This is a genomic window from Myroides albus (assembly GCF_024722315.1).
GTDB lineage: Bacteria > Bacteroidota > Bacteroidia > Flavobacteriales > Flavobacteriaceae > Flavobacterium > Flavobacterium album_A.
Window position 1 is genome coordinate 700,849 of the sequence record NZ_CP102754.1, and the last position, 24,269, is coordinate 725,117.

A 24,269-nucleotide genomic window follows, 5' to 3' on the forward strand; every position below is an offset into this window, starting at 1 on the left:
TGAATTGTAATTGTGACCCGACTGGGGCTCGAACCCAGGACCCCAACATTAAAAGTGTTGTGCTCTACCAACTGAGCTATCGAGTCGTTATTTCAATTCCTAATTGCGGGTGCAAATATAGAACGTTTTTTTTAAAATCCATGACATATTTGTTTTATTTTTGCCCTTAATTTCAAATTATCCCCTAACTTACTATATAACAACTCCTTATTTTTATGAAAAAAATTATCCTTGTAGGCTATATGGGCTCAGGAAAATCAACCATAGGTAAAAAACTTGCCGAAGACTTATCTTTCCCTTTTATAGACTTAGACGACTATATCGAACAAAAAGAGCAAACTTCGATTAGTGCTATATTTAAAAACAAAGGAGAGATTCATTTTCGAAAATTAGAACACCTTGCTCTTCGCGAAATTATAGATCTACCCCAAAATGTAATTCTCAGTTTAGGAGGAGGCACACCCTGCTATGCAAATAACCACGAAGTATTACAAAGGGAAGATGTCAAGTCTTTTTACTTGAAAGGTTCAATAAAGACGCTTGCCAATCGATTAGAAAAAGAAAAAGAGCATCGCCCTATCTTAAATCAAGATACAGACGATACTCTCGAAACTTTTATTGCCAAACATCTATTTGACCGTAGCTACTTTTACTATCAAGCAAAACATATTATCTCAATTGACGATAAGTCCGTCAATGAGATTGTCACTGATATCAAAGCACTATTATAAATAAAACAAGATAATTGGATTAACTTAAATATGCGTATTCCTCTTCTTTGTCAAAAACAACTTGAATGTGTTCCAATAGAGAAGTTGAAAGAGATATCCCTTTAAAGTCCGCTTTAACGGGATATTTTTTATGATTTCTATCCACGAGTACAGCAGTCTTCATTTTCTTTAGTGGAACGTTTAAAAAGTGTTTTACACCATAAATTAACGTTGCTCCTGAATTAAGTACATCATCAACCAACAAGATTGCTTTATCCTGGTACTCTGACGCAGAGATAGAAGTTTCAATTGGATTTATTGGACTTTGCTTATCAATGCGCACCTCGCAAAGACTAACTTTTATATCAGATATTCGCTCAAGTTCTTCAGCGATTTTCTTTGCAAAAATGTAACCGCTATTAGCTATACCTGCAATAACGATTTCCTTTTCATCTACGTAGGTTTCATACACTTGATAAGCAATGCGCTTTGTTTTAAAAGCAATCTGCTCTTTCGTTAAAATAATATTCTTAGTCATGTTGTTGTTTTACTATTTTTATAAATACTTCTCTATCTTTTCGGGGTTTTATAGAATTATAACAAGGTTCTAAAATCTCAATGTTGAGATCCGAAACGCAAAATAACTTCTTATATTCACTTAGACTGCCTCCAAAAGGAGGATCAACACTATCAAACTCACAATCAAAAAGGACACCAACCAAGCGCCCATTCACTGCGAGGAGTTCTTTCATTTTAGCAACATACTTCGGCCTTAACGCTATAGGCAATGAACAAAAGAACGTATGCTCCAATATTAAATCGTACTGACCTTCATGCTGAAAGAAATCTCCTAAAACTACCTCGTCAATAGGAAACAAAGGAAACTTTTCTAAGGTTTCACGAGCAGCTAAATCTGTCAAATCTAAACCGACCACATTAGCGAACCCTTGTTCTTTGAGGTACATTAACTCATATCCGTGTCCCAAACCTGGTATCAGAATCCGAATATGCTTATCTGTCAATTGATTCAAATACTCCTTGATCGGGGTAGTAATTCCTTTTGCATTCCAAAAGTCACTCCCTTCAATATATCTACGTTCCCAATATGCTTTATTCATTAACTTCATCTTCATCATCCTCGTAATCCAAAAAATCATTAATATCTCTCAAATCTTTTTTGGTAGGCCTACCTGTGCCATTTGCTCTATAGTGACTCTTGGCTAATCGCAACATTTCTATGTGTTCAAAAGCTTCTTCTGGAGTAGTATCTCTACGGTAAATATCTACCAGTTTTGCCCCTACTCTATTTTGGGGAATATCTAAAACTGACAATTGATATACTATCTGATCCTTTCTTAACGTTATCTTATCGGTAGGGAATACTTCTCGAGATGGTTTAGCGGCTTGACCATTAACTGTTACGTGCCCCTTTTTACAAGCTTCTGTAGCTATATTTCGAGTCTTATAGTACCTAACACACCATAAATACTTGTCAATTCGCATAATAAAATATTAATTTTTAATAACAAAGTATACAAAAATAAAGTAAAATTGTATCTTGCACTACTAAAATAAGTCAAAAAAATGAAGAGAATTTTTGCCGGTCTAAGTCTATTATCATTAAGCTTAGTATTTGTTAACTGTAAAAGTGATGACAATAGCGGAGGTACTGTAACTGTACCATTAAGAGACCGTACTGAAGTTTATACTGAAAACAAGACGGATATAGAAAAGTTTCTAACTAATAACTATATCTACGAGAATAAGGAAACAGGAGAAATTAGATTAGATAGTATACAAAGTAAAGACTACGATGGAGAGCCTATCTTAAAAGATGACCCAAGATTTAAGACAATAAAATTTAAAAACGATTTATACAGTATTAACCCAATAGCGACAAAGACGATTGACCCTTATACAGGAATGTGGAAGGATGCAGTAAGTCGTTTGGAATACAATCCCTTTGACGATGCTGTACAGGAATACGAAATCAACTATTTCATCATAGAAGAAGGAACGGGAAGTCATGTTCTACCTATCGACTCTACTTATGTGAAAAGTAAAGTATATAACTTAAATAACGAAGTAGTATCAAATCCTTATAAACCTGACTATTATTCTTATCCATTGACAATACACGAATACAATGGTTCGAATGTAGTAACAGGTAAATCAGTGTCTCGTCCTGCTCAACTAACATCAGGAGAAAGACAACTGCTTTCATTAATCAAAACAGCTACGTCTATCAAAACAGGAGCTGACGGAAGTGTAGAGGTTGAAGGAAAAGCAGGTAGACTTATAGCAATTATCCCATCAGGACTATATACATTCAATAATCCTGTCGGAGGAAAATTAAAAGGTTACCAGCCTGCTATTGTCGATATCTCTTTATACTACGCCATAGAGCGAGATCACGATTTGGACGGAATCCCTTCAAAGTACGAAGTAGATCCTTCAAAAATCGGTACAGAATTAACACTGGAAGACTATTTCAGTTATTCGACAAGCGGTTTTAGCAATACGCCAAACTTTTTGAATGTTGATGATGATAATGATGGAGTTCCAACCTATTTAGAGTTACAATACAAAGAAAATGGGGTTGTTAAACATTATAAATATGATGATGAGAAGTTAAAAATGTGTACGGATACACCAAACTATTTAGATAGAACTTGTCGCCCTTATATGGAAGAAGGTGAATGGGTTTGGAAAAACTTAAAATAACAATTATTACATATATCAAAAAAGGAAGTCGTCTACATAGACGACTTCCTTTTTTTTGAGAATAGTATACCACAAAAAAAAGGAGTAGCTCACGCTACTCCTTTTTATATTTCTAATGACGATTATCTTTTAAATTTTCTATTGATAGCTTTCTCTGCTTTTTCAATGATTGCAGCAGCATTCAAACCATATTTCTCCATCAATTGCTCTGGTGTACCAGACTCTCCAAAAGTATCTTGAACGGCAACAAACTCTTGAGGTAGTGGATTATTCAAAGCTAATACTCTCGATACGCTTTCTCCTAAACCTCCTAAGAAATTGTGTTCTTCTGCAGTAACAATACAACCCGTCTTAGCAACAGACTTCAAAATAGCTTCTTCATCTAATGGCTTAATCGTATGAATGTTAATCACCTCTGCAGAAATACCTTTTTTCTCTAATTCTTCAGCAGCAATTAACGCTTCCCATACTAAGTGACCTGTTGCAACAATTGTAACATCCGTACCTTCACTTAACATCACCGCTTTTCCAATCACAAACTTTTCATCTGCAGGAGTGAAGTTAGGCACCACTGGGCGTCCAAAACGCAAATAAACAGGTCCATTGTGCTCTGCAATTGCAATCGTCGCCGCCTTTGTTTGATTGTAATCACAAGTATTAATTACAGTCATACCAGGTAACATTTTCATCAATCCGATATCCTCTAAGATTTGGTGTGTTGCACCATCTTCTCCAAGAGTCAACCCAGCATGAGATGCACATATTTTTACGTTCTTTTCAGAGTAAGCAACTGATTGACGAATTTGATCATAAACACGCCCTGTTGAGAAGTTAGCAAAAGTTCCAGTAAAAGGAATCTTTCCACCGATAGTCATTCCAGCAGCAATTCCAATCATATTAGCTTCAGCAATACCGATTTGGAAGAATCTCTCAGGATTATTCTTGATAAACTCCTCCATTTTTAATGAACCGATTAAATCAGCACACAACGCTACTACATTCTCATTCGTTTTACCAAGCTCAGCTAAACCAGCACCAAAACCTGAACGAGTATCTTTACTACCTGTATTTGTATATTTTTTCATTTTCAATACTATTTAATAAGATTAATAATCTCCAAAAGAAGTTTCTGGATTTTGTTTAAAAGCTTCCTCTAATTGAGCGTCATTTGGAGCTTTACCATGCCAAGCATGTGTTCCCATCATGAAGTCAACTCCATTCCCCATCTCTGTATGTAACAATACACAAACTGGTTTTCCTTTTCCTGTTTTAGCTTTCGCTTCTTCGTAACCTTTTATAATAGCATCAATATTGTTTCCTTCTTTCAGTTCAATCACGTCCCATCCGAAAGCTTCAAACTTAGCTCTTACAGATCCTAAATCCAAAACCTTATCTGTTGGTCCATCAATTTGTTTCCCGTTTAAGTCAACTGTAGCAATGATGTTATCAACATTCTTAGCAGATGCGTACATTAAAGCTTCCCAGTTTTGACCTTCTTGTAATTCACCATCACCTAACAAAACATAAACAAGGTGATTATCGTTATTTAACTTCTTAGCTTGAGCAGCTCCACAAGCAACAGACAGTCCTTGACCTAAAGATCCTGATGCCATTCTCACTCCTGGTAAGTGATCATGTGTTGTTGGGTGCCCTTGTAATCTTGTATTGATTTTTCTAAATGTAGCTAATTCGCTTACAGGGAAATAACCACTACGAGCTAAAACACTATAGAATACAGGCGATATATGTCCGTTTGATAAAAAGAAAATATCTTCATCTTTACCATCCATATCGAACCCTTCTTTTCTATCCATTAATCTTTGATATAATGTCACTAAGAACTCAGCGCATCCTAAAGATCCTCCTGGGTGTCCTGAACTAACAGCATGCACCATTCTAAGAATATCTCTTCTTACCTGAGTAGTTAACTCAGTTAATTGTTGTGTGTTTGGTTTCATTACTTTAAATAATATGATTTATTGCTATACAAATATAGCACATATTTGTCGTATTACTACCTTTTTGTACCTCCTTAATTGATGGATTTAATAACTTTAGCATCTATTTTTTAAGGATAATACCGTATGTTTGTTGTAATCCAAAAAGCCAAAAAAATGGAAGATACACCTATATCTCTTAGAACAAAAAGCTTAGCAATAGGCTACAAATACAAAGGAGCAAATATAGCTATCCAAGAGAATATCAATCTTTCACTACCCCAAGGACAGTTAATCAGCTTGCTCGGGATAAATGGCATTGGCAAAACAACTCTACTGCGTACCCTCGCTGGAGAATATACTCCTCTTTCTGGAGAGCTCTATATACTTGACAAATCTATCAAGGAATACACAAGAGAAGAAATCGCAACAAAGATAAGTGTAGTGCTTACCGAAAAGGTGATTGTGCAAAATCTAACTGTATATGATTTGATCCGAATAGGTCGTACTCCACATTTAAAGAGAAATACCCTTTTGAGAGAAGAAGACATCAAGTGGATTGATAAAGCTATATACTATTGTCAGTTAGAAGATCTAAAAGGCAGAAATATTTCGGAGTTAAGTGATGGGCAATTACAACGCGTATTTATTGCAAGGGCAATTGCACAAAACACCCCTATTATATTACTTGACGAACCGTCAAATCACTTAGATTTTCACCACAAAGTATCGCTGTATAAAATCTTAAAACAGCTGGCACGTGAGGAAAACAAAACAATCTTGCTCTCCAATCACGATATAGACTTAGCGTTAAAACTAAGTGATCAAATTATTGTTTTAAAAGAACGCTTTTCAATACAAGGCAAAATAAAAGAAGTTGTTCAAATGAATGTATTTGACAACTTCTTTAACGATGCTTCTATCTCTTTTTGTCCAGAACAACTTCGCTTTACTTTAGTTGAGTAGGACTATTGTGTCTTTTGTTTTTTAGAACATTCTCTCTGTTCCATTCTATTTGTTTTTCAAATGGGTCACTTCTAAAAGGGCAATCTTCTTTGGTGCAAATTTTACATGAAAAACTTTTACAATCATCCATATGAACAAAAAGCTCTAAGTCTGTACCAAACTTTTCACTAATCTCCCTTTCTAATATTTCGACCTCCTTGTGTCCTTCAACAATTGTAAAATACCATGGAACAGTCATGTGACAATCGAAATGCAAAACACTGCCATATTTGATTATTCGCAAATTATGTAAGTCAATCCAATTAGCTCTGCGGTGTTCTTGTAAATAAGCGATAACTTCTTCCAAGAGTAATTCGTCTGTTTCGTCCATGATGCCCGATATAGCTCCCCGAACAATCTTATACCCAGTCACGATGATTATACCGGCAAAGATTAATGCGACTCCACCATCTAACCATTGATATCCTGTAAAATAGAGTAAAACTAAACCTATGATAATACCAATAGTTGAATAAGTATCAGATTGCAAATGCTTACCACTTGCTATCAATGCCAATGATTTATTTTGACTTCCCTTTCGGATAGCATACCAACCCAAGACGTAATTTACAATCGCAGTAATACCAACTAATAAGATACCGTAGTCTAATTGACCAATAGGTTGGGGATCCAAAAAGTTTCTAACGGCTTCGAAGATAATCACTACACCAGCCATAATAATCAATCCGCCTTCAATAGTAGCGGAGATAAACTCCACTTTTCCATGTCCGTAAGGGTGATTTCTATCTCGAGGTAAAGAAGACAAATACAAACTATACAAGCCGATAAAACCACTTACAACATTTGTAACACTTTCTAATGCATCCGTAAGAATGGCAACAGAGTGTGTAATACTCCAAGCTATAATCTTGACAACAAATAAAAGTACTCCTACTGCTGCAATGATCTTTTGAAACTGATAATTATCTTTAGCTTTAGTATTCATTCCCTTACTATTTTAACTATTAAAATTCTTTCACTTCAACAACTTCTCCTACGCTTAATCCTTCCAAACGGTGATTGCCAATGCGAACTCTCACAAGTCTAAGTGTAGGAAAACCAACATTAGCCGTCATTTTTCTCACTTGTCTAAACTTTCCTTCGGTTAGTACGATGCGTACCCAGCTTGTAGGTCCATGTCTTTCATCTCTCACCCTTCTACCTTCACCTACCCAATCGGGTAAACACTCAAGTAGTTCAGCTTCACAAGGTTTTGTCATATACTTTTCCCCTTTCACTCCTATCTCAACCCCTGTTCGCAACAAAGCAACAGCTTCATCTGTTATCATACCATCAACTTGAGCATAATACTCTTTTTCGTACTTTGCCCCTCTAACTATTTCACTCATCATTCCATCGGTTGTCAGCAGAAGTAACCCCTCTGAGTTTTCATCTAAACGTCCAATAGCCATTGTTCCCTCAGGAAAATTATAAAGTTCCCCTAATTTGCGTTTATTGCGTTTCTTTTCATAGATGAACTGACTGATATAACCATGTGGTTTGTACAGTTTAAAATGCTTGTGATTCGATTGTTCTGACATTCTTTCTCAATACCTTTTCTGGGTGCAAATGTAGCCATTAAGTCCTATCCTATTATTAGGATTCTATTATAATTTGAAGTTTATTCCTTAAAAGTGCGTTCGTAAAAAGAGCTAATGGCTTCAATATACCTTTGACCGTGATATTCATTTGACAATGCTTGGAAGCCTTGCAAGTGCCCACCTTTGAACAAGATAACCTCACTTTTTTCATTCAAATACTTAGCTCTATAACTATCCTCAGGTGAGGTCAAACCATCTCTGTCTCCCGCGAAGAAAAGAACAGGTAAAGACAACTTGCTTAGGGCCAACTCGTATTTAGAGGAGCTTTCAGGTAGAGTCAATTCTCGCTCTAAGTGTTTGTGTACCACTTCTACTACTTTCTTTGGATTTCCAACAAATCCCTCAGCTATCAAATAATCATAAGGAAGTTGCGAATAAAGTTCTGTTGCATAAATAGTCCCCATAGATAAAGCCCATACTCCTATTTTGGTATCAAAACGCGCTTTGGTATAATTTACAACAGCTTTTAAATCTAAAGTAAACTCGTCGTAGTACAATACATCTTTTTCAACAACAAAATCTTGACTCTCTCCAAATCCTCGGTAATCAAACATAACTACAGTATACCCTTGTCCGACTACTTCCAATACTTGTCTAACTAAATAGGACATATTGCCATTATCCCCATAAGCCAAAATCAAAGTGCGGTGCAAGTCACTTTCTTCTTTGGGAAAGATAATCCACGACTTCAATTTATAAGCATCCTCCGTAAGAATTTCAACTGCTTCAAATTTATACTCCGAATTACCTGGGTGATCTACATACTCTTTTATGGGTTCCAATGCGTATACTGTACACGTAAGAAACAACAACAAAAATGACAGAAAGTTTCTCATAGTAAAATATCTTTTCTTACTCAAAGATAGGAATAAAGAAAAGACACAAATAATGATTTTCCAAAATTGCGATGTCTCAGCATTGTAAATCACTATAAACCCCCTCTTTGATTACCGACAATAATACAGGTCTAAATAAGAAATCCTTAAATATTTGAACTTCTAAATAATTAATTCTTATTTTTGTTTACTATAAAAATAACACATTATGCAACATATCATTGATCGTTTTATCAGTTATGTAACTGTTGACACTGAATCTGATGCTTCTTCAAACACATGTCCAAGTACTGAAAAACAATGGGACTTAGCAAATAAATTAGTAGAGGAGCTTAAACAAATAGGATTAGAAGATGTTACTATAGATGAAAATGCTTACATCATGGCAACATTACCAAGTAACGTAGATCACGAAGTACCTACAATCGGTTTCATCGCTCACTTTGATACATCTCCTGATTTTTCTGGTGCTAATGTTAAACCACAAATCGTTGAAAACTATGATGGTGGTGATATCGTTTTAAACAAAGAACAAAATATCATATTATCTCCGTCTTACTTTAAAGACTTGTTACAATACAAAGGTCAAACCTTAATTACTACTGACGGTACAACATTATTAGGTGCTGATGATAAAGCTGGTATTACTGAGATTGTATCAGCAATGGAGTATCTAATCCAACATCCGGAAATCAAACACGGTAAAATCCGCATTGGATTTACACCTGACGAGGAAATTGGTAGAGGAGCACACTTGTTTGACGTTAAGAAATTTGGCGCTGAATGGGCTTATACAATGGACGGAAGTCAAATTGGAGAGTTAGAATTTGAAAACTTTAATGCGGGATATGCTAAATTGACTTTCTCAGGAAAAAGCGTACACCCAGGCTATGCTAAAGGTAAGATGATCAACTCTGTCTTGCTTGCAAACAAGTTTATCAAAAAATTGCCAAAAGACGAAGTACCTGAAAGAACAACAGGATATGAAGGTTTCTTCCACGTACACCACGTTACAGGTACTATTGAAGAGTCTGTAGTTGAGTTAATTATACGCGATCACAACTTGAAAAAGTATGAAAAGCGCAAAAAGCAAATTGCTAAACTTGCAGATAAAATCAACAAAAAATACAACAAGAAATTTGGTGGCCCAATTGTGAATTGTGAAATTGGAGATCAGTATTTCAATATGAGAGAAAAAGTTGAGCCTGTGATGCATATCGTAGATATCGCTGAAGAAGCTATGAAAGCCCTTGACATTAAACCTTTGATTAAAGCTATTAGAGGTGGTACAGATGGAGCACAATTGTCTTATATGGGATTGCCATGTCCAAACATTTTTGCTGGAGGACACAACTTCCACGGAAAATACGAGTACGTACCAGTAGAAAGCATTGTAAAAGCTACTCAAGTAATTGTAAAAATTGCTGAACTTACTGCTGCTAAAAAACAATAAGGATATTCTTATTCTCATATAACTAAAAAGAGGTCTATGTATAGGCCTCTTTTTTTTATATCTGCCAAATCATTCCTTAATTTTTTAATAAAAATACTTTGTCATAATATGACTATATTTTGATAATACAATAATTTTACACTAACATTACTTAGAACAAATAAAAATAATTCATGTTTTATTAGGTTAGAATTAATATCCATTATAATTTTGTTATTTATTCTAATTAAAAATAATGAAAACGTATTGGACAATTACCTTCGCAGTTATAAGTGTACTCTTTCACTTAAACTTACATGCTCAGACTGCTGTTGGAAGTATTAAAGGAGTAGTTTTAGACGAAAACTCACTTCCAGCTATTGGAGCAACCGTAATGATTGACAAAACAACAACTGGTACAGCTACAAATGAGCAAGGAGAGTTCGTTTTACAAAGTAACTTAGGTTCCACGACCATTACAGTAAACTATATCGGATATAAACCATATTCGAAAACGATTGCTGTAAAAGAAGGAACACAGTCCTTGAGAATAAAATTAGAACAAGACTTAGCTGTTCTGAATGATGTTGTGATTACTGCTAAATCGAAAGTCACTTCTCTTAAAGAAGAAGCTTTTACTGTTAATGCTATTGACATGAAACAGTTGGCAAACAGCACAATGGATCTGAATCAAATCTTAAACAAAACATCGGGAATCAAAATACGCCAACAAGGAGGAGTGGGATCGGATTACAATTTCTCTATTAATGGTATGTCAGGTAAAGCTGTTAAATTCTTTATCGATGGGGTGCCTTTAGAAATGTTAGGTAAAGGAGTAGATATGAATAGCCTACCTATCAACATGGCACAACGCGTAGAAATATTTAAAGGAGTCGTACCAGTGCACTTAAGTACCGACGCTATGGGAGGTGCTGTAAATATTATATCAAATGGAACGAGTAAAGACTACTTAGACGCAAGCTATACAATAGGCTCTTTTAATACACATAAGGTTAATCTTAATGGACAATTAAAAGATCAGAAAACAGGTTTAATCATGCGCGTAAATACCTTCTTAAATAAATCAGATAACGATTATAAAATGAAGGACATGAAAATCTGGAACACCAATACAAATGCTTTTGAATTAAAAGATGTAAAGCGCTTTAATGATGAGTATCAATCGCTATTTGTTATGGGAGAGTTTGGTATTGAAGACAAATCATGGGCTGATCAATTGTTCGTAGGAGTTTCTCATTCCCTTTTTGACAAAAACATACAAACAGGAGCAGATCAAGAAGTTGTATATGGAAAACTAAAACAAGATGGAGATGCCAATAACTATTTTGTAAAGTATAAGAAAGCTAATCTACTCAATGATAAATTGGATATTAACTTTTATACTGGTTACTCTAAAAGCTTAGAAACTTCAACAGATACAGTTCTAAGAAAATACAGTTGGGATGGTAGTTATGTACCTTCAGCTACAAGTGAATTAGGAGGTTATCAAATAAACAAAAAACACGAAGATAGATTATACTCACAACTTACCACTACTTATAGAATAGCTGAAAATCATAAATTCACAGCAAATTACACCTTTGATTACTTAAAAAACACATCGTATAATACTCTTGTAAATAAGAAATCTGATATAACACCATCCAAGATGACCAAGCAAATACTGTCTTTAGCCTATCAACAAGACTTTTTTGATAAAAGATGGTCCAACATTTTTTTCGCTAAATACTACAAAGTAGATTTAGAAAAATTAGTTTTTAATAGAGAAACGCGTTTGGATGAGAAAGTAAAAGAACCATATGATAATTGGGGGTACGGTATTGCCTCTACCTTTAAAATAACAGATAAACTTGGAGTTAAAGCTTCGTATGAACACTCTTATCGCTTAGTTGAACCTGATGAAATATTTGGTGACGGCGTATCTGTAACGGCTAATATGGAACTTAAACCAGAAACAAGTAATAACTATAACCTTGGTTTCTATTACTCAAATAATTTTGCTGACCATTTTGTAAGAGCTGAAGTAGCTGGATATATAAGAGATACAAAGGATTTTATCTATACTGTACAAAACTTACACAACAGTACATTTAAATACGAAAACCTGACTAACATCCTAACTAAAGGAATCGAAGGGGAAGTTAACTATCAATACAAGGACTTAATCAGAGTCATGATGAACATCACGTATAACTATGCGTATGACAATACTAAATATGCGAATAATAGCAATGACGTGGTTTCTGCAACATACAAAAAAGAGGTACCAAACCAACCTTGGCTATTTGGAAACGTTGATGTTAGTATTGGACAAAACAATATCATCCAAGAAGGCAGTCGCTTAGAATTTCATTATGGCTTACAAATGACTGAATGGTACTATAAAAACTGGCAGTCTTACGGTAACAAAAGAAATATTCCGACCATACCAAGACAAACTTTACACAATGTTGGAGTTAGCTACTCCATGCAAAATGGCAAGTATAACTTTGCTCTTGATTGCACAAACATAGGAGATGCCCTTGCATACGATAACTTTAAGTTACAAAAACAAGGCCGCGCTTTTTATTTCAAGTTTAGATACGCATTAAAATAAAAGAATAAAATGAAATTAAATATATACAAAAGCATATCGTTACTATGCCTATTCTTCGTTTTGGGAAGTTGCAGTAAAGAACCAAGCAGCGCAGGAGGATATCAAGGAGAAGAAGATTACAACTACTTTTTGTTATCTGCCCTGGGAAGCTGGCCTAATACAGTTCACTATATGACAGCTACCAATGACCTCACACAAGGCCAAATGGATTTGAAAAAAGAAGGTGATGAAATTAACACTAAAGGTACCTATTCCTATATCGTAAAGAATGGATATATCTATAACTATAAAAACGATCAAGGTATCCTAAAGAAATTCAAATATACCAATGACCGATTAGTGACCATTAAAGAAATACCATATACCTACATATCAGAAATCTCAAGCTTTGTTTGGATAGATAGCAAAACACTTCTAATTGCTGGTACAACAGGAAATGCTGGTGAAATAAGATATACTATTATCAATGCAGAAGACCTTTCTATCATTAAACAAGATGCTTTTAAAGGCCTAACACCTTTTCCTGATGAATACAATCACTATATGGTCGGTGCAATTACTTATTTCGACAACACATTATATATGCAATATGGTTTTCGAGATGACAAATGGTTAATTCCCGATTACTATAATTTTGCTACTATTGATTACAGCGATTTTACAGTTAAAGATACAAGAGTAGATAATCGAAGTACAGGGGTGTCAAATGCTTCACCTTACTTCCACACGACATTTACAACAGAAAACAATCAATTTTATTATCCGTGTTTTCCAAGGGTACAAAGTGATGATGAAGACATATACTTGTTTAGAGTAAATCAAGGAGAAACCTCTTACGATGCAGACTACTCCTTTAACTTAACTAAACTGGTAAAAGGCAAAAAGGTAGAAACCATATTACAATACTTAGGAAACAATAAGATGATGGTACTTTACCGCGACAAAGAACTTGGTAATAGTTATAACGGAAGATACATTTTAGTCGATTTAGAAACGCAGCAAATCGTCAGAGAATTTAAAGAACTTCCAAGTGATGAACCTTATGAATGGGGAACTTTTGTTCAAAATGACAAATTATACTTCGCTATTAATTCGAAAGACAATAACAATTATGTTTGGATCTACGACAGTAAAACAGATAAAGTTACACAAGGAATGTCAATTCCAACAAATATCTCAGGATATGCAAGATTTGACAAATTCTATGATTAACGTATTTATATGGTATAAAAAAGCTTTCTAAATAGAAAGCTTTTTTTATTGTATGACGTTATCTATAACGTTTACTTTTTATTCGTGTCTACATTATTGTTTAATAAACGTTGTTTTAACTGATGTTCAGCATCTTTTAACTCCACTTCTACAGCTTTACGTTTTTCACGTCCCTCTGTTTGAATACGTACAATTTCGTCAATAGTACTAAGGATATCAGAGTTAACTTTGCGTATCGTTTCAATATCCACAATACCTCTTTCAGTTTCTTGTGCCACTTTTACTGTTGCATCACGTAGCATTTCACTGTTGCGAGTTAGCAATTGATTAGTTGCATCATTAACGGCTTGTTGTGCACTTAATGCTTGCTGAGAACGAGCAATCCCCAATGTAAGAACCATCTGGTTTTTCCAAAGTGGCAAAGTATTTACAATACTGGATTGTAGTTTCTCCATCAACATTAAACTATTATTCTGCACCATTCTTATCTGAGGGGAAGATTGAAGTATAACCATACGCGTCAGTTTCAAATCATGTACTTTTCTTTCAAAGCGCACAACTTGTTGCTCCATATCTTTATAAGCTTGAATCTTTGAGGGATCATTGTCTGACTCAGCCTCTTGTTTCATTTGTGGTAAAACTTGATCGTGTAATTCTACCAACTTCTGATCACCTGCTTCAATATACAAAGACAACTCCTTGAAGTACTTCTTATTCTCATCAAATAACTTATCAAACATTGCGACATCCTTCATCATGTTCTTATAATGACGTTCAAGTTGAAGTTCAATCGCATTAATATTTGTTTCAACCTTACTATACTGTGCTTGTAGTCTACCTATTTTCTTTTTGATTGAGTCAAAAAAAGGAATTAAGCTTTTCTTTTCAGCTATGCCCTCAAAAGATTTAATCTCTTGACGCAATCCAACAAGTACATTGGAAGTTTCTCCCAAATCTTTTGTCTGTACCTGTTTAAGTATCTCTGTTGCAAAAGCACTTGACTTTAATTGGCTCCCTGCACCGTATTGAATTACTTGAGTAGTGTTAGCTAAATTGATACTGTTCTTATAAGATTCAATTTGTCGCTGTTCTTGCTCCGTGAATTCCACATTGATTTCTGGAGCTAACTCTCTTTCTTGTCTTAATTGTTGAATATCTTTTTCCATATTTCTTTTTATAATAAACCTCGTGTTTTCATATCTTCTAAATAAGCTGATGATTCAGCTTCAATGGACATATTCTGAAATTTCATCTTACCTGTCAACTCATTTTCAAATGCTTGAGAAGCCTGTCCTATTGTAAATCTCAATTTTTCTTCTGCCTCCTTAATAACGTCATTCTCTATTTTTGACAACTCAATCTGATAATACTGTTGCAGAATATTCTCAATAGAATATGCATGTCTCTCTAAAAACAGTTCACTAACAAACTGGTCATTTTGACTTGTTATCTTCTTAACTAATAGAATCATCTTTGCAATATACCCTCTTACTTCAGCATTCTTTACTACAGTTTGCCACTTAGTTAAGCTATCAATAAAGGTACTTACTGATAAAATTTCAGATATATTCTTTCTTCGTATAAAATCCTTATAATCGTATTTCTTAGACCATTCTAAATTAATAATATACCTCAAGTGCAAACGTTGTAAAAACACTCTTAAATACATTGAAACAACTACTGCACCTCCCAAGAAAACGCAAAAGGATAATAATTTAAAGAAAGTTGTATTACCTATAAAAAAGTAAAAAAAGTAAACTCCTGTATACAAAGCCATCCAGAGAAAGCTTCCGTATAATAAACTTCTAATTTTACCAACAATTCCCATATATAGCATTCCCAATGGAGGAAAAACAAATGGAAAAAACAGAGATAGTATAGCCAACCAACTATGCTTTATCTCCCAACTATTCTCTTTCTTAGTAAACCATCCCATTATAAAATCCCCCTTCCTTTCAAAACAGATATATACACAGAAGCTTCTCCATCGACTTGAAGTGCTTCCGTTTCAATCATATTAGACAATTCATTTTCAAATACTACTTTAGACTGTGCAATAACATGTTCTAAATTCTCTTTTGTGCTAATCACTGATGCATTTGCGATATAAGTTTGATCCAACTCAACATATTGCTGTAAAACATTTTCAATTGTACTGCCATGACGCACGAAAAACAAATCAGCTCTACTTTCATCCTTTGCAATGATGATTTCTGTCAAGCGTATTAATTCGCTTACATTCTCAACCACTTTAGCATTGCTAATTTGATCTCTCCAGAAAGTAAGTTTAGCAATAAAACGATCTTTGGGTGATATATCTTCCTGTACTTGATTAAACTGACTAATTACAGCGTCGTAGTTGTAATCTTTATTCTTCTCTAATGTAATATAATTCTGTAGATCTAATCGTTGTAGATACTCTCCTAAATCTAAAGACATATAAACTACATAAATATAAAAGCTTAAAAAATTAACTGCTAAAACATAAGTTGAACTTACATCAGCTACCAAAAAGAAAAGGGCTAATATTAAAAACAACAGATAAACAAGGGCAATCATACAAGATTTCCAAAACCATCTGTTAACATTGACTATATTGCCAAAAATAGCAATAGCAATAGGTGTTAAGACACCGAAACTGATAAAACTAACTGATCCGACTACGCCTAATAAAAGTACAGTATTTTTAACTTCCCAACTTTTACTTCTTTTAGTAAACCAACCCATCAAATTAAAAAGATTAAATTTCTTTTAAAGATATTAAAAACAATACAAGATTAGATTTAATTTTCGGTATTTATTAACAAATTATATCTTATTTCAAGCCTTCATACTTCAATTGACCAACATTAATAGCAAGATCAATTCAAAATGACATAGTTTTAACACCATTAATCTCAAGAACCTCCTGTTTATAACCTTTAATCACAACAACTAATGTATCTGCTAAATGCTGCTTTAACTTCAGAACCTTGTCATTATTAATTTTGATAAGTTCCAATTCGTGATACTGACGCAATCTTGTACTATAAACTATGACAAAAGATTACCAGGCTTTCCAAGCAGCACTCCTATCCACATAACTTCCCAGTTAGACAAAGAGCTTAGAAAAGTAATAAGTACTTAACTTGGTACTCTTTTACAACTTTAGCTTAATAATTTAAAAACAAAAAAGCCCTAACATTAAAATGTTAGGGCTTGAAATATTATAAGTTAGGAATTATTTTCCTTTCTCCATTCTTTCTTTTAATTCAGCAAGAGCGTCAATATCACCAAGAGTTGTTTTCTCAGCAGTATTGTTGTTAGAAGCCTCAACAGCTTTTACATTTTTCTCTTCTTCTTCACGGAAGATTGAAGTATGAGAAGCAACTACTCTCTTGAATTCTTTATTGAACTCAATAATTTTGAACTCAGCAGATTCTCCTTTTTTCAATTTCTTACCATCTTCTTTCTCTAAGTGACGAGTTGGAATGAAAGCAACTACATCCTCTTCGAATACTACAGTAGCACCTTTGTCAACTACTTCAGAGATTTCTCCTGAATGTACAGTTCCTACAGCGTAAGCATCTTCGTATTTATCCCAAGGATTAGCAGTAGTTTGTTTGTGTCCTAAAGATAATTTACGTCCTTCAACGTCTAACTCTAATACTACTACGTCTAATTTATCTCCTACGTTTACAAACTCAGATGGGTGTTTGATTTTCTTAGTCCAAGATAAGTCAGAAATGTAAATTAATCCATCAATTCCTTCTTCTAATTCTACGAATACACCGAAGTTTGTAAAGTTACGAACGATACCTACATGTTTAGAACCTACTGGGTACTTAGCAGTGATATCAGTCCAAGGATCTTGAGTTAATTGTTTAATTCCTAAAGACATTTTTCTTTCTTCTCTATCAAGAGTTAAAATAACTGCCTCTACTTCATCTCCTACTTTAACGAAATCTTGAGCTGATCTTAAGTGAGTAGACCAAGACATTTCAGAAACGTGGATTAAACCTTCAACACCTTCAGCAACTTCGATGAAAGCACCGTAATCAGCTAAAACAACTACTTTACCTTTAACTTTATCTCCAACATTTAAGTTTGAATCTAAAGCATCCCATGGGTGAGCGTATAATTGTTTTAAACCTAATTGAATTCTTGTTTTCTCATCATCAAAGTCTAAGATAACAACATTTAATTTTTGGTCTAATTCTAATACTTCACTTGGGTGGTTAATTCTTGACCAAGATAAGTCAGTGATGTGGATTAAACCATCTACACCTCCTAAGTCAATGAATACACCGTAAGAAGTAATGTTTTTAACAACACCTTCTAACACTTGACCTTTTTGTAATTGACCGATAATTTCTTTCTTTTGAACTTCGATATCAGCCTCGATAAGTGCTTTGTGAGAAACAACAACGTTTTTGAATTCGTGGTTAATTTTAACTACTTTGAACTCCATTGTTTTGTTCACATATTGATCGTAATCACGGATTGGTTTAACATCAATTTGAGAACCTGGTAAGAATGCTTCGATACCGAATACGTCAACGATCATACCACCTTTAGTTCTACATTTAACGAATCCATTAACGATTTCTCCAGACTCATGAGCAGCGATAACTCTATCCCAAGCTTTGATTGTACGAGCTTTTCTGTGAGATAAAACTAATTGTCCGTATTTATCTTCTCTTACGTCGATTAATACTTCTACTTTATCTCCTACTTTTAAGTTTGGATTATAACGGAACTCGTTTAAAGAAATAACACCCTCAGATTTAGCATTGATATCAACAATTGCATCTCTGTCAGTGATTCTTACTACAACTCCTTCAACAACTTCCTCATCATCTGTAGAAATGAATGTTTTGTCTACTAAATTTTCAAACTCTTTTAATTGACTATCATCAACAGCATCAATACCGTTTTCGTAGTTTTCCCAATTAAAGTCTTTTAAAAAATCTTCTTGTGTTTTATTGATTTCAGACATAGCTGATAATAAATTTGTATTCTATTAATGTGTAAGTTTCTTAATACCAGTTACATTCAATAGAAGAGGTTTTACTTTTTATAAAATACACTAATGGAGAAACCAAGCTGATCCAAAAGCTGTGCAAAATTACTATTTTTAATTTAACCACCAAACAATTAATACATTTTTCATACTTAATACACTAACTTCAAAATAATTACAAAAACAAAAGCCTCCACAAATGCAGAGGCTGATGTAATAATATTAAAAAAGAATTAAACGCTAATTACTCATATGCAATTGCTCACTATCCGAAGCTTTTACATTTTTTTTCTTTTTGATCTTTTTAAAAAACTTACTATTCTTATAAAGATCCCAATTCATCAACGCGACACTTACAAGAACAACACCTAATCCACCGATTTGTAAGCTTGTGATGATATCATCAGTAAAGAAATAGCTCAATGCTACTGCTACAACAGGGTTTACATAAGCATAAGTACTCACCTCTGTTACTGGTCTATTCTGTATTAACCATATATATGAACCAAATGCCAATATTGATCCAAAAGTAATTAAATACACAAGTGAAAACCATCCACCATTGCTAATCTCACTTGGCTCAAATGCACTAAACTCCCCATTTACTGTAGCTACTATAGAAAATAATACTCCAGCAGTAATCATTTGCCAAGAAGTTTTAACCATAACGTGAAGATCCTCTCCTTGGTTCTCATTCTTATCTTTAGAGTATTTTGAATATAAGGACCCAATCGTCCAAGCAATAGATCCTAAGATCAATAAAAACATACAGAATATATTTAACAAACGCTGTGACTCATCACTTGCAATGGTAATCTGCTCTGCAAACAGCATAATCACGCCTACAAACCCCATGATTAACCCAAGTACAATTGGCAAACTTGAAAAATTATTCTTCCACTGAGGTTTATCTAAAATTATAAACCACAAAGCTGCCGCTGCCGCCATAATAGCTGCAATACCACTCGAAACATGTTGTTCTGCCCAAATAAGAGCTCCCATATCAATAAACAATAATAAGAAACCAGTAATACACGCTTGCTTAACCACTTTCTTATTAAACAACTTATATCCTTTTAACTTACAATAAGTCAATAATATAACACTCGCTGCAAAGAAGCGAAGCGATCCCAACACGAAAGGAGTAAAATCACTTAATGCTTTATGAATAAAGAAAAAAGTAGATCCCCATACAAAATAAACAACAAGATATGCAAATATTACAGATCCTTTACTTGCACTATTATTAACTACTGCACTCATACCTAATCTAATTTTTCAGGAATAATTAATTTATTATCTTCTTTTACTGTTTGTAATACTATAATCGTTCTCGTCGATATGACACCTTGAATCTTTGAAAGCGAGTTTCTCATCAACGAAACAAGAGCTAAAGAATCCGATGTTCTAACTTTAATCATATAACCATCATCTCCTGCAATATCGTGAACTTCTAACACCTCTGGAATCTCAGCTAAAAGCTTACCTGTCTCCTCATCACCAATAATCTCATCAACTTTTATAAAAATAAATGACAACATCTTTTGATCTATTGCTGTAGGATTAACCCTTGCATGATATGCTAACAATACTTCTTTTTGTTCCAACTTCTTTACACGCTCTAGAACAGCAGATGGAGCCATTCCTAATTCTCGCGCAAGTTCAGAATTATTAATTCTAGCATTGTCTTGCATCATTCGCAATATCTTCAAATCTATCTCATCTAATTTATATTCCATACTTTTCAATTTGCCGATGCAAAAGTAATAAAAAGAATTTTATTCAGCAAACAAATAGTAAAAAAGAATTTTATTCGGTATTAGTAAAGTAAATAAAAATAATATTCTAAAAAAATATTATACGGAAAAGGAAGCTACTTATTATAGAAACAAAAAAGAAAAGTACTAAAAAATATATTAAACAAAATATTCTCAGCACTTGAATACAAATTCACCAATAGTATCCTCCTACTAAGTTGTGAAGTATATAAACAAAAAAATCCCCAACCTCATATGAGATTGGGGATTCTTAAAAGAAGGGCGGCGACATACTCTCCCACTGGTTAGCAGTACCATCTGCGCTAGCGGGCTTAACTTCTCTGTTCGAAATGGGAAGAGGTGAGCCCCGCCGCAATAACCACCCTAAATCGGTTGTTACCTTAACGTAACTAATATTGTTAACTATATTGATATTGTAACTTAACTAGCATTTAGAAAGTTGCCCTCCCCTTGTATGTAAACAAGGGGAGATTCACATAAGCTTACGGGCTATTAGTACTACTCGACTATGACATTACTGCCTTTACATCTATAGCCTATCAACGTGGTAATCTCCCACGGCCCTTTAAAGAAATCTCATCTTGTGGTGGGTTTCGCACTTATATGCTTTCAGCGCTTATCCCTGCCCAACGTAGCTACTCTGCGATGCCCCTGGCGAGACAACAGATGCACTAGAGGTTGGTCCAATTCGGTCCTCTCGTACTAGAATCAGATCCACTCAAATTTCTAACGCCCACAGTAGATAGAGACCGAACTGTCTCACGACGTTCTGAACCCAGCTCGCGTGCCACTTTAATGGGCGAACAGCCCAACCCTTGGGACCTTCTCCAGCCCCAGGATGTGACGAGCCGACATCGAGGTGCCAAACCCCCCCGTCGATATGAGCTCTTGGGGGAGATCAGCCTGTTATCCCCGGCGTACCTTTTATCCTTTGAGCGATGGCCCTTCCATGCGGAACCACCGGATCACTATGCTCTACTTTCGTACCTGGTCGACTTGTTAGTCTCTCAGTCAAGCTCCCTTATACCATTGCACTCTACGCACGGTTACCAAGCGTGCTGAGGGAACCTTTAGAAGCCTCCGTTACTCTTTTGGAGGCGACCACCCCAGTCAAACTACCCACCAAGCAATGTCCTCCACAATTGCGGAGTTAGATCTCAAATAAGCAAAGGGTGGTATTTCAACAATGACTCCACAACGCCTAGCGACGCCACTTCACAGTCTCCCACCTATCCTACACATCACTTATCCGAGAACAATACTAAGCTATAGTAAAGGTGCACAGGGTCTTTTCGTCCCACTGCGGGTAATCGGCATCTTCACCGATACTACAATTTCACCGAGCTCATGGCTGAGACAGTGTCCAGATCGTTACACCATTCGTGCAGGTCGGAACTTACCCGACAAGGAATTTCGCTACCTTAGGACCGTTATAGTTACGGCCGCCGTTTACTGGGGCTTCAATTCAATGCTTCTCAACAATTACTCATCGATAACATCTCCTCTTAACCTTCCAGCACCGGGCAGGTGTCAGGCCCTATACGTCATCTTACGATTTTGCAGAGCCCTGTGTTTTTGATAAACAGTCGCCTGGACCTCTTCACTGCGGCCAGCTTGCGCTGGCGACCTTTCTCCCGAAGTTACAGGTCTATTTTGCCTAGTTCCTTAGCCATGAATCTCTCGAGCGCCTTAGGATACTCTCCTCGACTACCTGTGTCGGTTTACGGTACGGGTACTTATAACCTATGTTTAGAAGCTTTTCTTGACAGCCCTTAGGCACACTATCTCTTTGTCCGTAGACGCTGAGTACTATCGCATTTCTCCAAGTCTGACGCATTTTACTATCAAACCTATAGGTACGTGCTTCAACGAACTATTCCGTCAGTTCGCGGTGCTTTCATCACTGTGTCACTCCATCACTGTTATAAGTAGTACGGGAATATTAACCCGTTGGCCATCGACGTCCCCCTTCGGGTGTGCCTTAGGTCCCGACTAACCCTAAGCTGATTAGCATAGCTCAGGAATCCTTAGTCTTACGGCGGGGGTGTTTCTCGCACCCCTTATCGTTACTTATGCCTACATTTTCTTTTCTATAAGCTCCAGCAATTCTCACAAATCACCTTCTCTGCCGATAGAATGCTCCCCTACCACTCACGTTATAAAACGTAAATCCATAGCTTCGGTAGTATACTTATGCCCGATTATTATCCATGCTCGATCGCTCGACTAGTGAGCTGTTACGCACTCTTTAAATGAATGGCTGCTTCCAAGCCAACATCCTAGCTGTCTGGGCAATCAAACCGCGTTTTTTCAACTTAGCATACATTTGGGGACCTTAGCTGATGGTCTGGGTTCTTTCCCTCTCGGACATGGACCTTAGCACCCATGCCCTCACTGATGATTATCATTAATTAGCATTCGGAGTTTGTCAGGAATTGGTAGGCGGTGAAGCCCCCGCATCCAATCAGTAGCTCTACCTCTAAGTAACTATGATCATCGCTGCACCTAAATGCATTTCGGGGAGTACGAGCTATTTCCGAGTTTGATTGGCCTTTCACCCCTACCCACAGGTCATCCGAAAACTTTTCAGCGTTAAACGGTTCGGTCCTCCATTTAGTGTTACCTAAACTTCAACCTGCCCATGGGTAGATCACACGGTTTCGCGTCTACCACTACTGACTAAAGCGCCCTATTCAGACTCGCTTTCGCTACGGATCCAGACCTGAAGTCCTTATCCTTGCCAGCAACGGTAACTCGTAGGCTCATTATGCAAAAGGCACGCCGTCACCCCACAAAGGGGCTCCGACCGCTTGTAGGCGTATGGTTTCAGGATCTTTTTCACTCCGTTATTCACGGTTCTTTTCACCTTTCCCTCACGGTACTGGTTCACTATCGGTCTCTCAGGAGTATTTAGCCTTAGCGGATGGTCCCGCCAGTTTCAATCAGGGTTTCACGTGCCCCGACCTACTCAGGATACCACTATTCTTATCTTTTCTTACTTATACGGGACTGTCACCCTCTTTGGTATACCTTTCCAGGTATTTCTAATTCAAGCCGCAAGAAATGTCGTGGTCCTACAACCCCAAAATTGCCGTAACAACTTTGGTTTGGGCTATTCCGCGTTCGCTCGCCACTACTTACGGAATCACTTTTGTTTTCTTCTCCTCCGCCTACTTAGATGTTTCAGTTCAGCGGGTTCGCCTCCTATACAGGATAATATGTCTTCAACATATTGGGTTGCCCCATTCGGATATCTACGGATCAATTCGTGTGTGCCAATCCCCGTAGCTTTTCGCAGCTTATCACGTCCTTCTTCGCCTCTGAGAGCCTAGGCATTCCCCATACGCCCTTATTTTGCTTATGTGCTTACAATTCTTTCGAATCGTACTTTCTATATATTTCTATATTTTTTGTT

General features: G+C 35.8%; 20 protein-coding genes, 1 tRNA gene and 2 rRNA genes. 6 read left to right on the forward strand and 17 right to left on the reverse strand.

Going from position 1 to position 24,269, the window contains the following annotated elements; translation table 11 throughout:
- Positions 1-13: 13 nt before the first annotated feature.
- Positions 14-86 (reverse strand) — tRNA-Lys (locus NWE55_RS03205).
- A gap of 129 nt (positions 87-215) precedes the next feature.
- Here NWE55_RS03205 and NWE55_RS03210 point away from each other — a divergent pair.
- The gene (locus tag NWE55_RS03210) at positions 216-731 is read left to right on the forward strand and encodes a shikimate kinase (protein ID WP_155092045.1); all 516 of its coding nucleotides are present in this window, start codon (positions 216-218) and stop codon (positions 729-731) included.
- A gap of 19 nt (positions 732-750) precedes the next feature.
- Here the strand turns inward: NWE55_RS03210 and NWE55_RS03215 are convergent, their stop codons facing one another.
- The 3 genes from NWE55_RS03215 to NWE55_RS03225 are packed head-to-tail and all read right to left on the reverse strand — an operon-like array spanning position 751 to position 2,213.
- Positions 751-1,248 carry a phosphoribosyltransferase family protein gene (locus NWE55_RS03215; protein ID WP_155092046.1) on the reverse strand — a complete coding sequence of 166 codons (498 nt, stop codon included), beginning with the start codon at positions 1,246-1,248 and terminating at the stop codon, positions 751-753.
- Positions 1,241-1,828 (reverse strand): methyltransferase domain-containing protein, encoded by a 588-nt coding sequence (locus tag NWE55_RS03220; protein WP_230381512.1) that lies wholly within the window; start codon positions 1,826-1,828, stop codon positions 1,241-1,243. Before NWE55_RS03220 ends, NWE55_RS03215 begins: the two co-directional genes overlap by 8 nt.
- Complete coding sequence (locus tag NWE55_RS03225; RefSeq protein WP_155092048.1) at positions 1,821-2,213, reverse strand: RNA-binding S4 domain-containing protein; 393 nt, start codon at positions 2,211-2,213, stop codon at positions 1,821-1,823. Before NWE55_RS03225 ends, NWE55_RS03220 begins: the two co-directional genes overlap by 8 nt.
- Before the next feature lie 81 nt (positions 2,214-2,294).
- Between NWE55_RS03225 and NWE55_RS03230 the strand changes: the two genes are divergently transcribed.
- On the forward strand, positions 2,295-3,434 hold the full coding sequence (locus NWE55_RS03230) for a hypothetical protein (protein ID WP_155092049.1): 1,140 nt from the start codon (positions 2,295-2,297) through the stop codon (positions 3,432-3,434).
- A 122-nt stretch (positions 3,435-3,556) separates the two neighbouring features.
- Here NWE55_RS03230 and NWE55_RS03235 read toward each other — a convergent pair whose 3' ends face one another.
- Positions 3,557-4,519, reverse strand: coding sequence for a transketolase family protein (locus NWE55_RS03235; protein ID WP_155092050.1), 963 nt, complete (start codon positions 4,517-4,519; stop codon positions 3,557-3,559).
- A gap of 21 nt (positions 4,520-4,540) precedes the next feature.
- The gene (locus NWE55_RS03240; protein ID WP_155092051.1) at positions 4,541-5,392 is read right to left on the reverse strand and encodes a transketolase; all 852 of its coding nucleotides are present in this window, start codon (positions 5,390-5,392) and stop codon (positions 4,541-4,543) included.
- Positions 5,393-5,548: 156 nt separating this feature from the next.
- Between NWE55_RS03240 and NWE55_RS03245 the strand changes: the two genes are divergently transcribed.
- Positions 5,549-6,337, forward strand: a complete 789-nt coding sequence (locus tag NWE55_RS03245; protein WP_155092052.1) for an ABC transporter ATP-binding protein — start codon at positions 5,549-5,551, stop codon at positions 6,335-6,337.
- Here NWE55_RS03245 and NWE55_RS03250 read toward each other — a convergent pair.
- The 3 genes from NWE55_RS03250 to NWE55_RS03260 form a co-directional block, all read right to left on the reverse strand.
- Entirely contained in the window at positions 6,321-7,322 is a 1,002-nt protein-coding gene (locus NWE55_RS03250) for a cation diffusion facilitator family transporter (RefSeq protein WP_155092053.1), read from the reverse strand. The genes NWE55_RS03245 and NWE55_RS03250 overlap by 17 nt on opposite strands.
- 19 nt (positions 7,323-7,341) lie before the next feature.
- Positions 7,342-7,917, reverse strand: a complete 576-nt coding sequence (locus NWE55_RS03255; RefSeq protein WP_155092054.1) for a pseudouridine synthase — start codon at positions 7,915-7,917, stop codon at positions 7,342-7,344.
- Positions 7,918-7,997: 80 nt separating this feature from the next.
- The gene (locus NWE55_RS03260) at positions 7,998-8,813 is read right to left on the reverse strand and encodes an alpha/beta hydrolase family protein (RefSeq protein WP_155092055.1); all 816 of its coding nucleotides are present in this window, start codon (positions 8,811-8,813) and stop codon (positions 7,998-8,000) included.
- Between the two features lie 208 nt (positions 8,814-9,021).
- On the opposite strand from NWE55_RS03260, the gene pepT reads away from it, so the two are divergent.
- From pepT to NWE55_RS03275, 3 genes are all read left to right on the forward strand, one after another.
- A complete protein-coding gene (gene pepT, locus NWE55_RS03265; RefSeq protein ID WP_155092056.1) occupies positions 9,022-10,266 on the forward strand; it encodes a peptidase T in 1,245 nt (414 codons plus the stop codon).
- A 235-nt stretch (positions 10,267-10,501) separates the two neighbouring features.
- Positions 10,502-12,862: a TonB-dependent receptor gene (locus tag NWE55_RS03270; RefSeq protein ID WP_258204606.1), complete on the forward strand. Its 2,361-nt coding sequence runs from the start codon at positions 10,502-10,504 to the stop codon at positions 12,860-12,862.
- A gap of 9 nt (positions 12,863-12,871) precedes the next feature.
- Positions 12,872-14,074, forward strand: coding sequence for a DUF4374 domain-containing protein (locus tag NWE55_RS03275; RefSeq protein WP_258204607.1), 1,203 nt, complete (start codon positions 12,872-12,874; stop codon positions 14,072-14,074).
- Between the two features lie 71 nt (positions 14,075-14,145).
- On the opposite strand, the gene NWE55_RS03280 is transcribed toward NWE55_RS03275, so the two are convergent.
- The 8 genes from NWE55_RS03280 to NWE55_RS03315 form a co-directional block, all read right to left on the reverse strand.
- Positions 14,146-15,240 (reverse strand): toxic anion resistance protein, encoded by a 1,095-nt coding sequence (locus tag NWE55_RS03280; protein ID WP_155092059.1) that lies wholly within the window; start codon positions 15,238-15,240, stop codon positions 14,146-14,148.
- 8 nt (positions 15,241-15,248) lie between these two features.
- Positions 15,249-16,010 (reverse strand): hypothetical protein, encoded by a 762-nt coding sequence (locus NWE55_RS03285; RefSeq protein WP_155092060.1) that lies wholly within the window; start codon positions 16,008-16,010, stop codon positions 15,249-15,251.
- Positions 16,010-16,801, reverse strand: a complete 792-nt coding sequence (locus NWE55_RS03290; RefSeq protein ID WP_155092061.1) for a hypothetical protein — start codon at positions 16,799-16,801, stop codon at positions 16,010-16,012. The genes NWE55_RS03285 and NWE55_RS03290 overlap by 1 nt, the downstream gene beginning before the upstream one ends.
- 493 nt (positions 16,802-17,294) lie before the next feature.
- A complete protein-coding gene (gene rpsA / locus NWE55_RS03295) occupies positions 17,295-19,052 on the reverse strand; it encodes a 30S ribosomal protein S1 (RefSeq protein WP_155092062.1) in 1,758 nt (585 codons plus the stop codon).
- Positions 19,053-19,316: 264 nt separating this feature from the next.
- On the reverse strand, positions 19,317-20,339 hold the full coding sequence (locus NWE55_RS03300) for an EamA family transporter (protein WP_155092063.1): 1,023 nt from the start codon (positions 20,337-20,339) through the stop codon (positions 19,317-19,319).
- A 2-nt stretch (positions 20,340-20,341) separates the two neighbouring features.
- On the reverse strand, positions 20,342-20,815 hold the full coding sequence (locus NWE55_RS03305) for an Lrp/AsnC family transcriptional regulator (RefSeq protein ID WP_155092064.1): 474 nt from the start codon (positions 20,813-20,815) through the stop codon (positions 20,342-20,344).
- Between the two features lie 295 nt (positions 20,816-21,110).
- Positions 21,111-21,220, reverse strand: a 5S ribosomal RNA gene (rrf, locus tag NWE55_RS03310).
- Positions 21,221-21,326: 106 nt separating this feature from the next.
- Positions 21,327-24,218 (reverse strand): 23S ribosomal RNA (locus tag NWE55_RS03315).
- Positions 24,219-24,269: the final 51 nt, after the last annotated feature.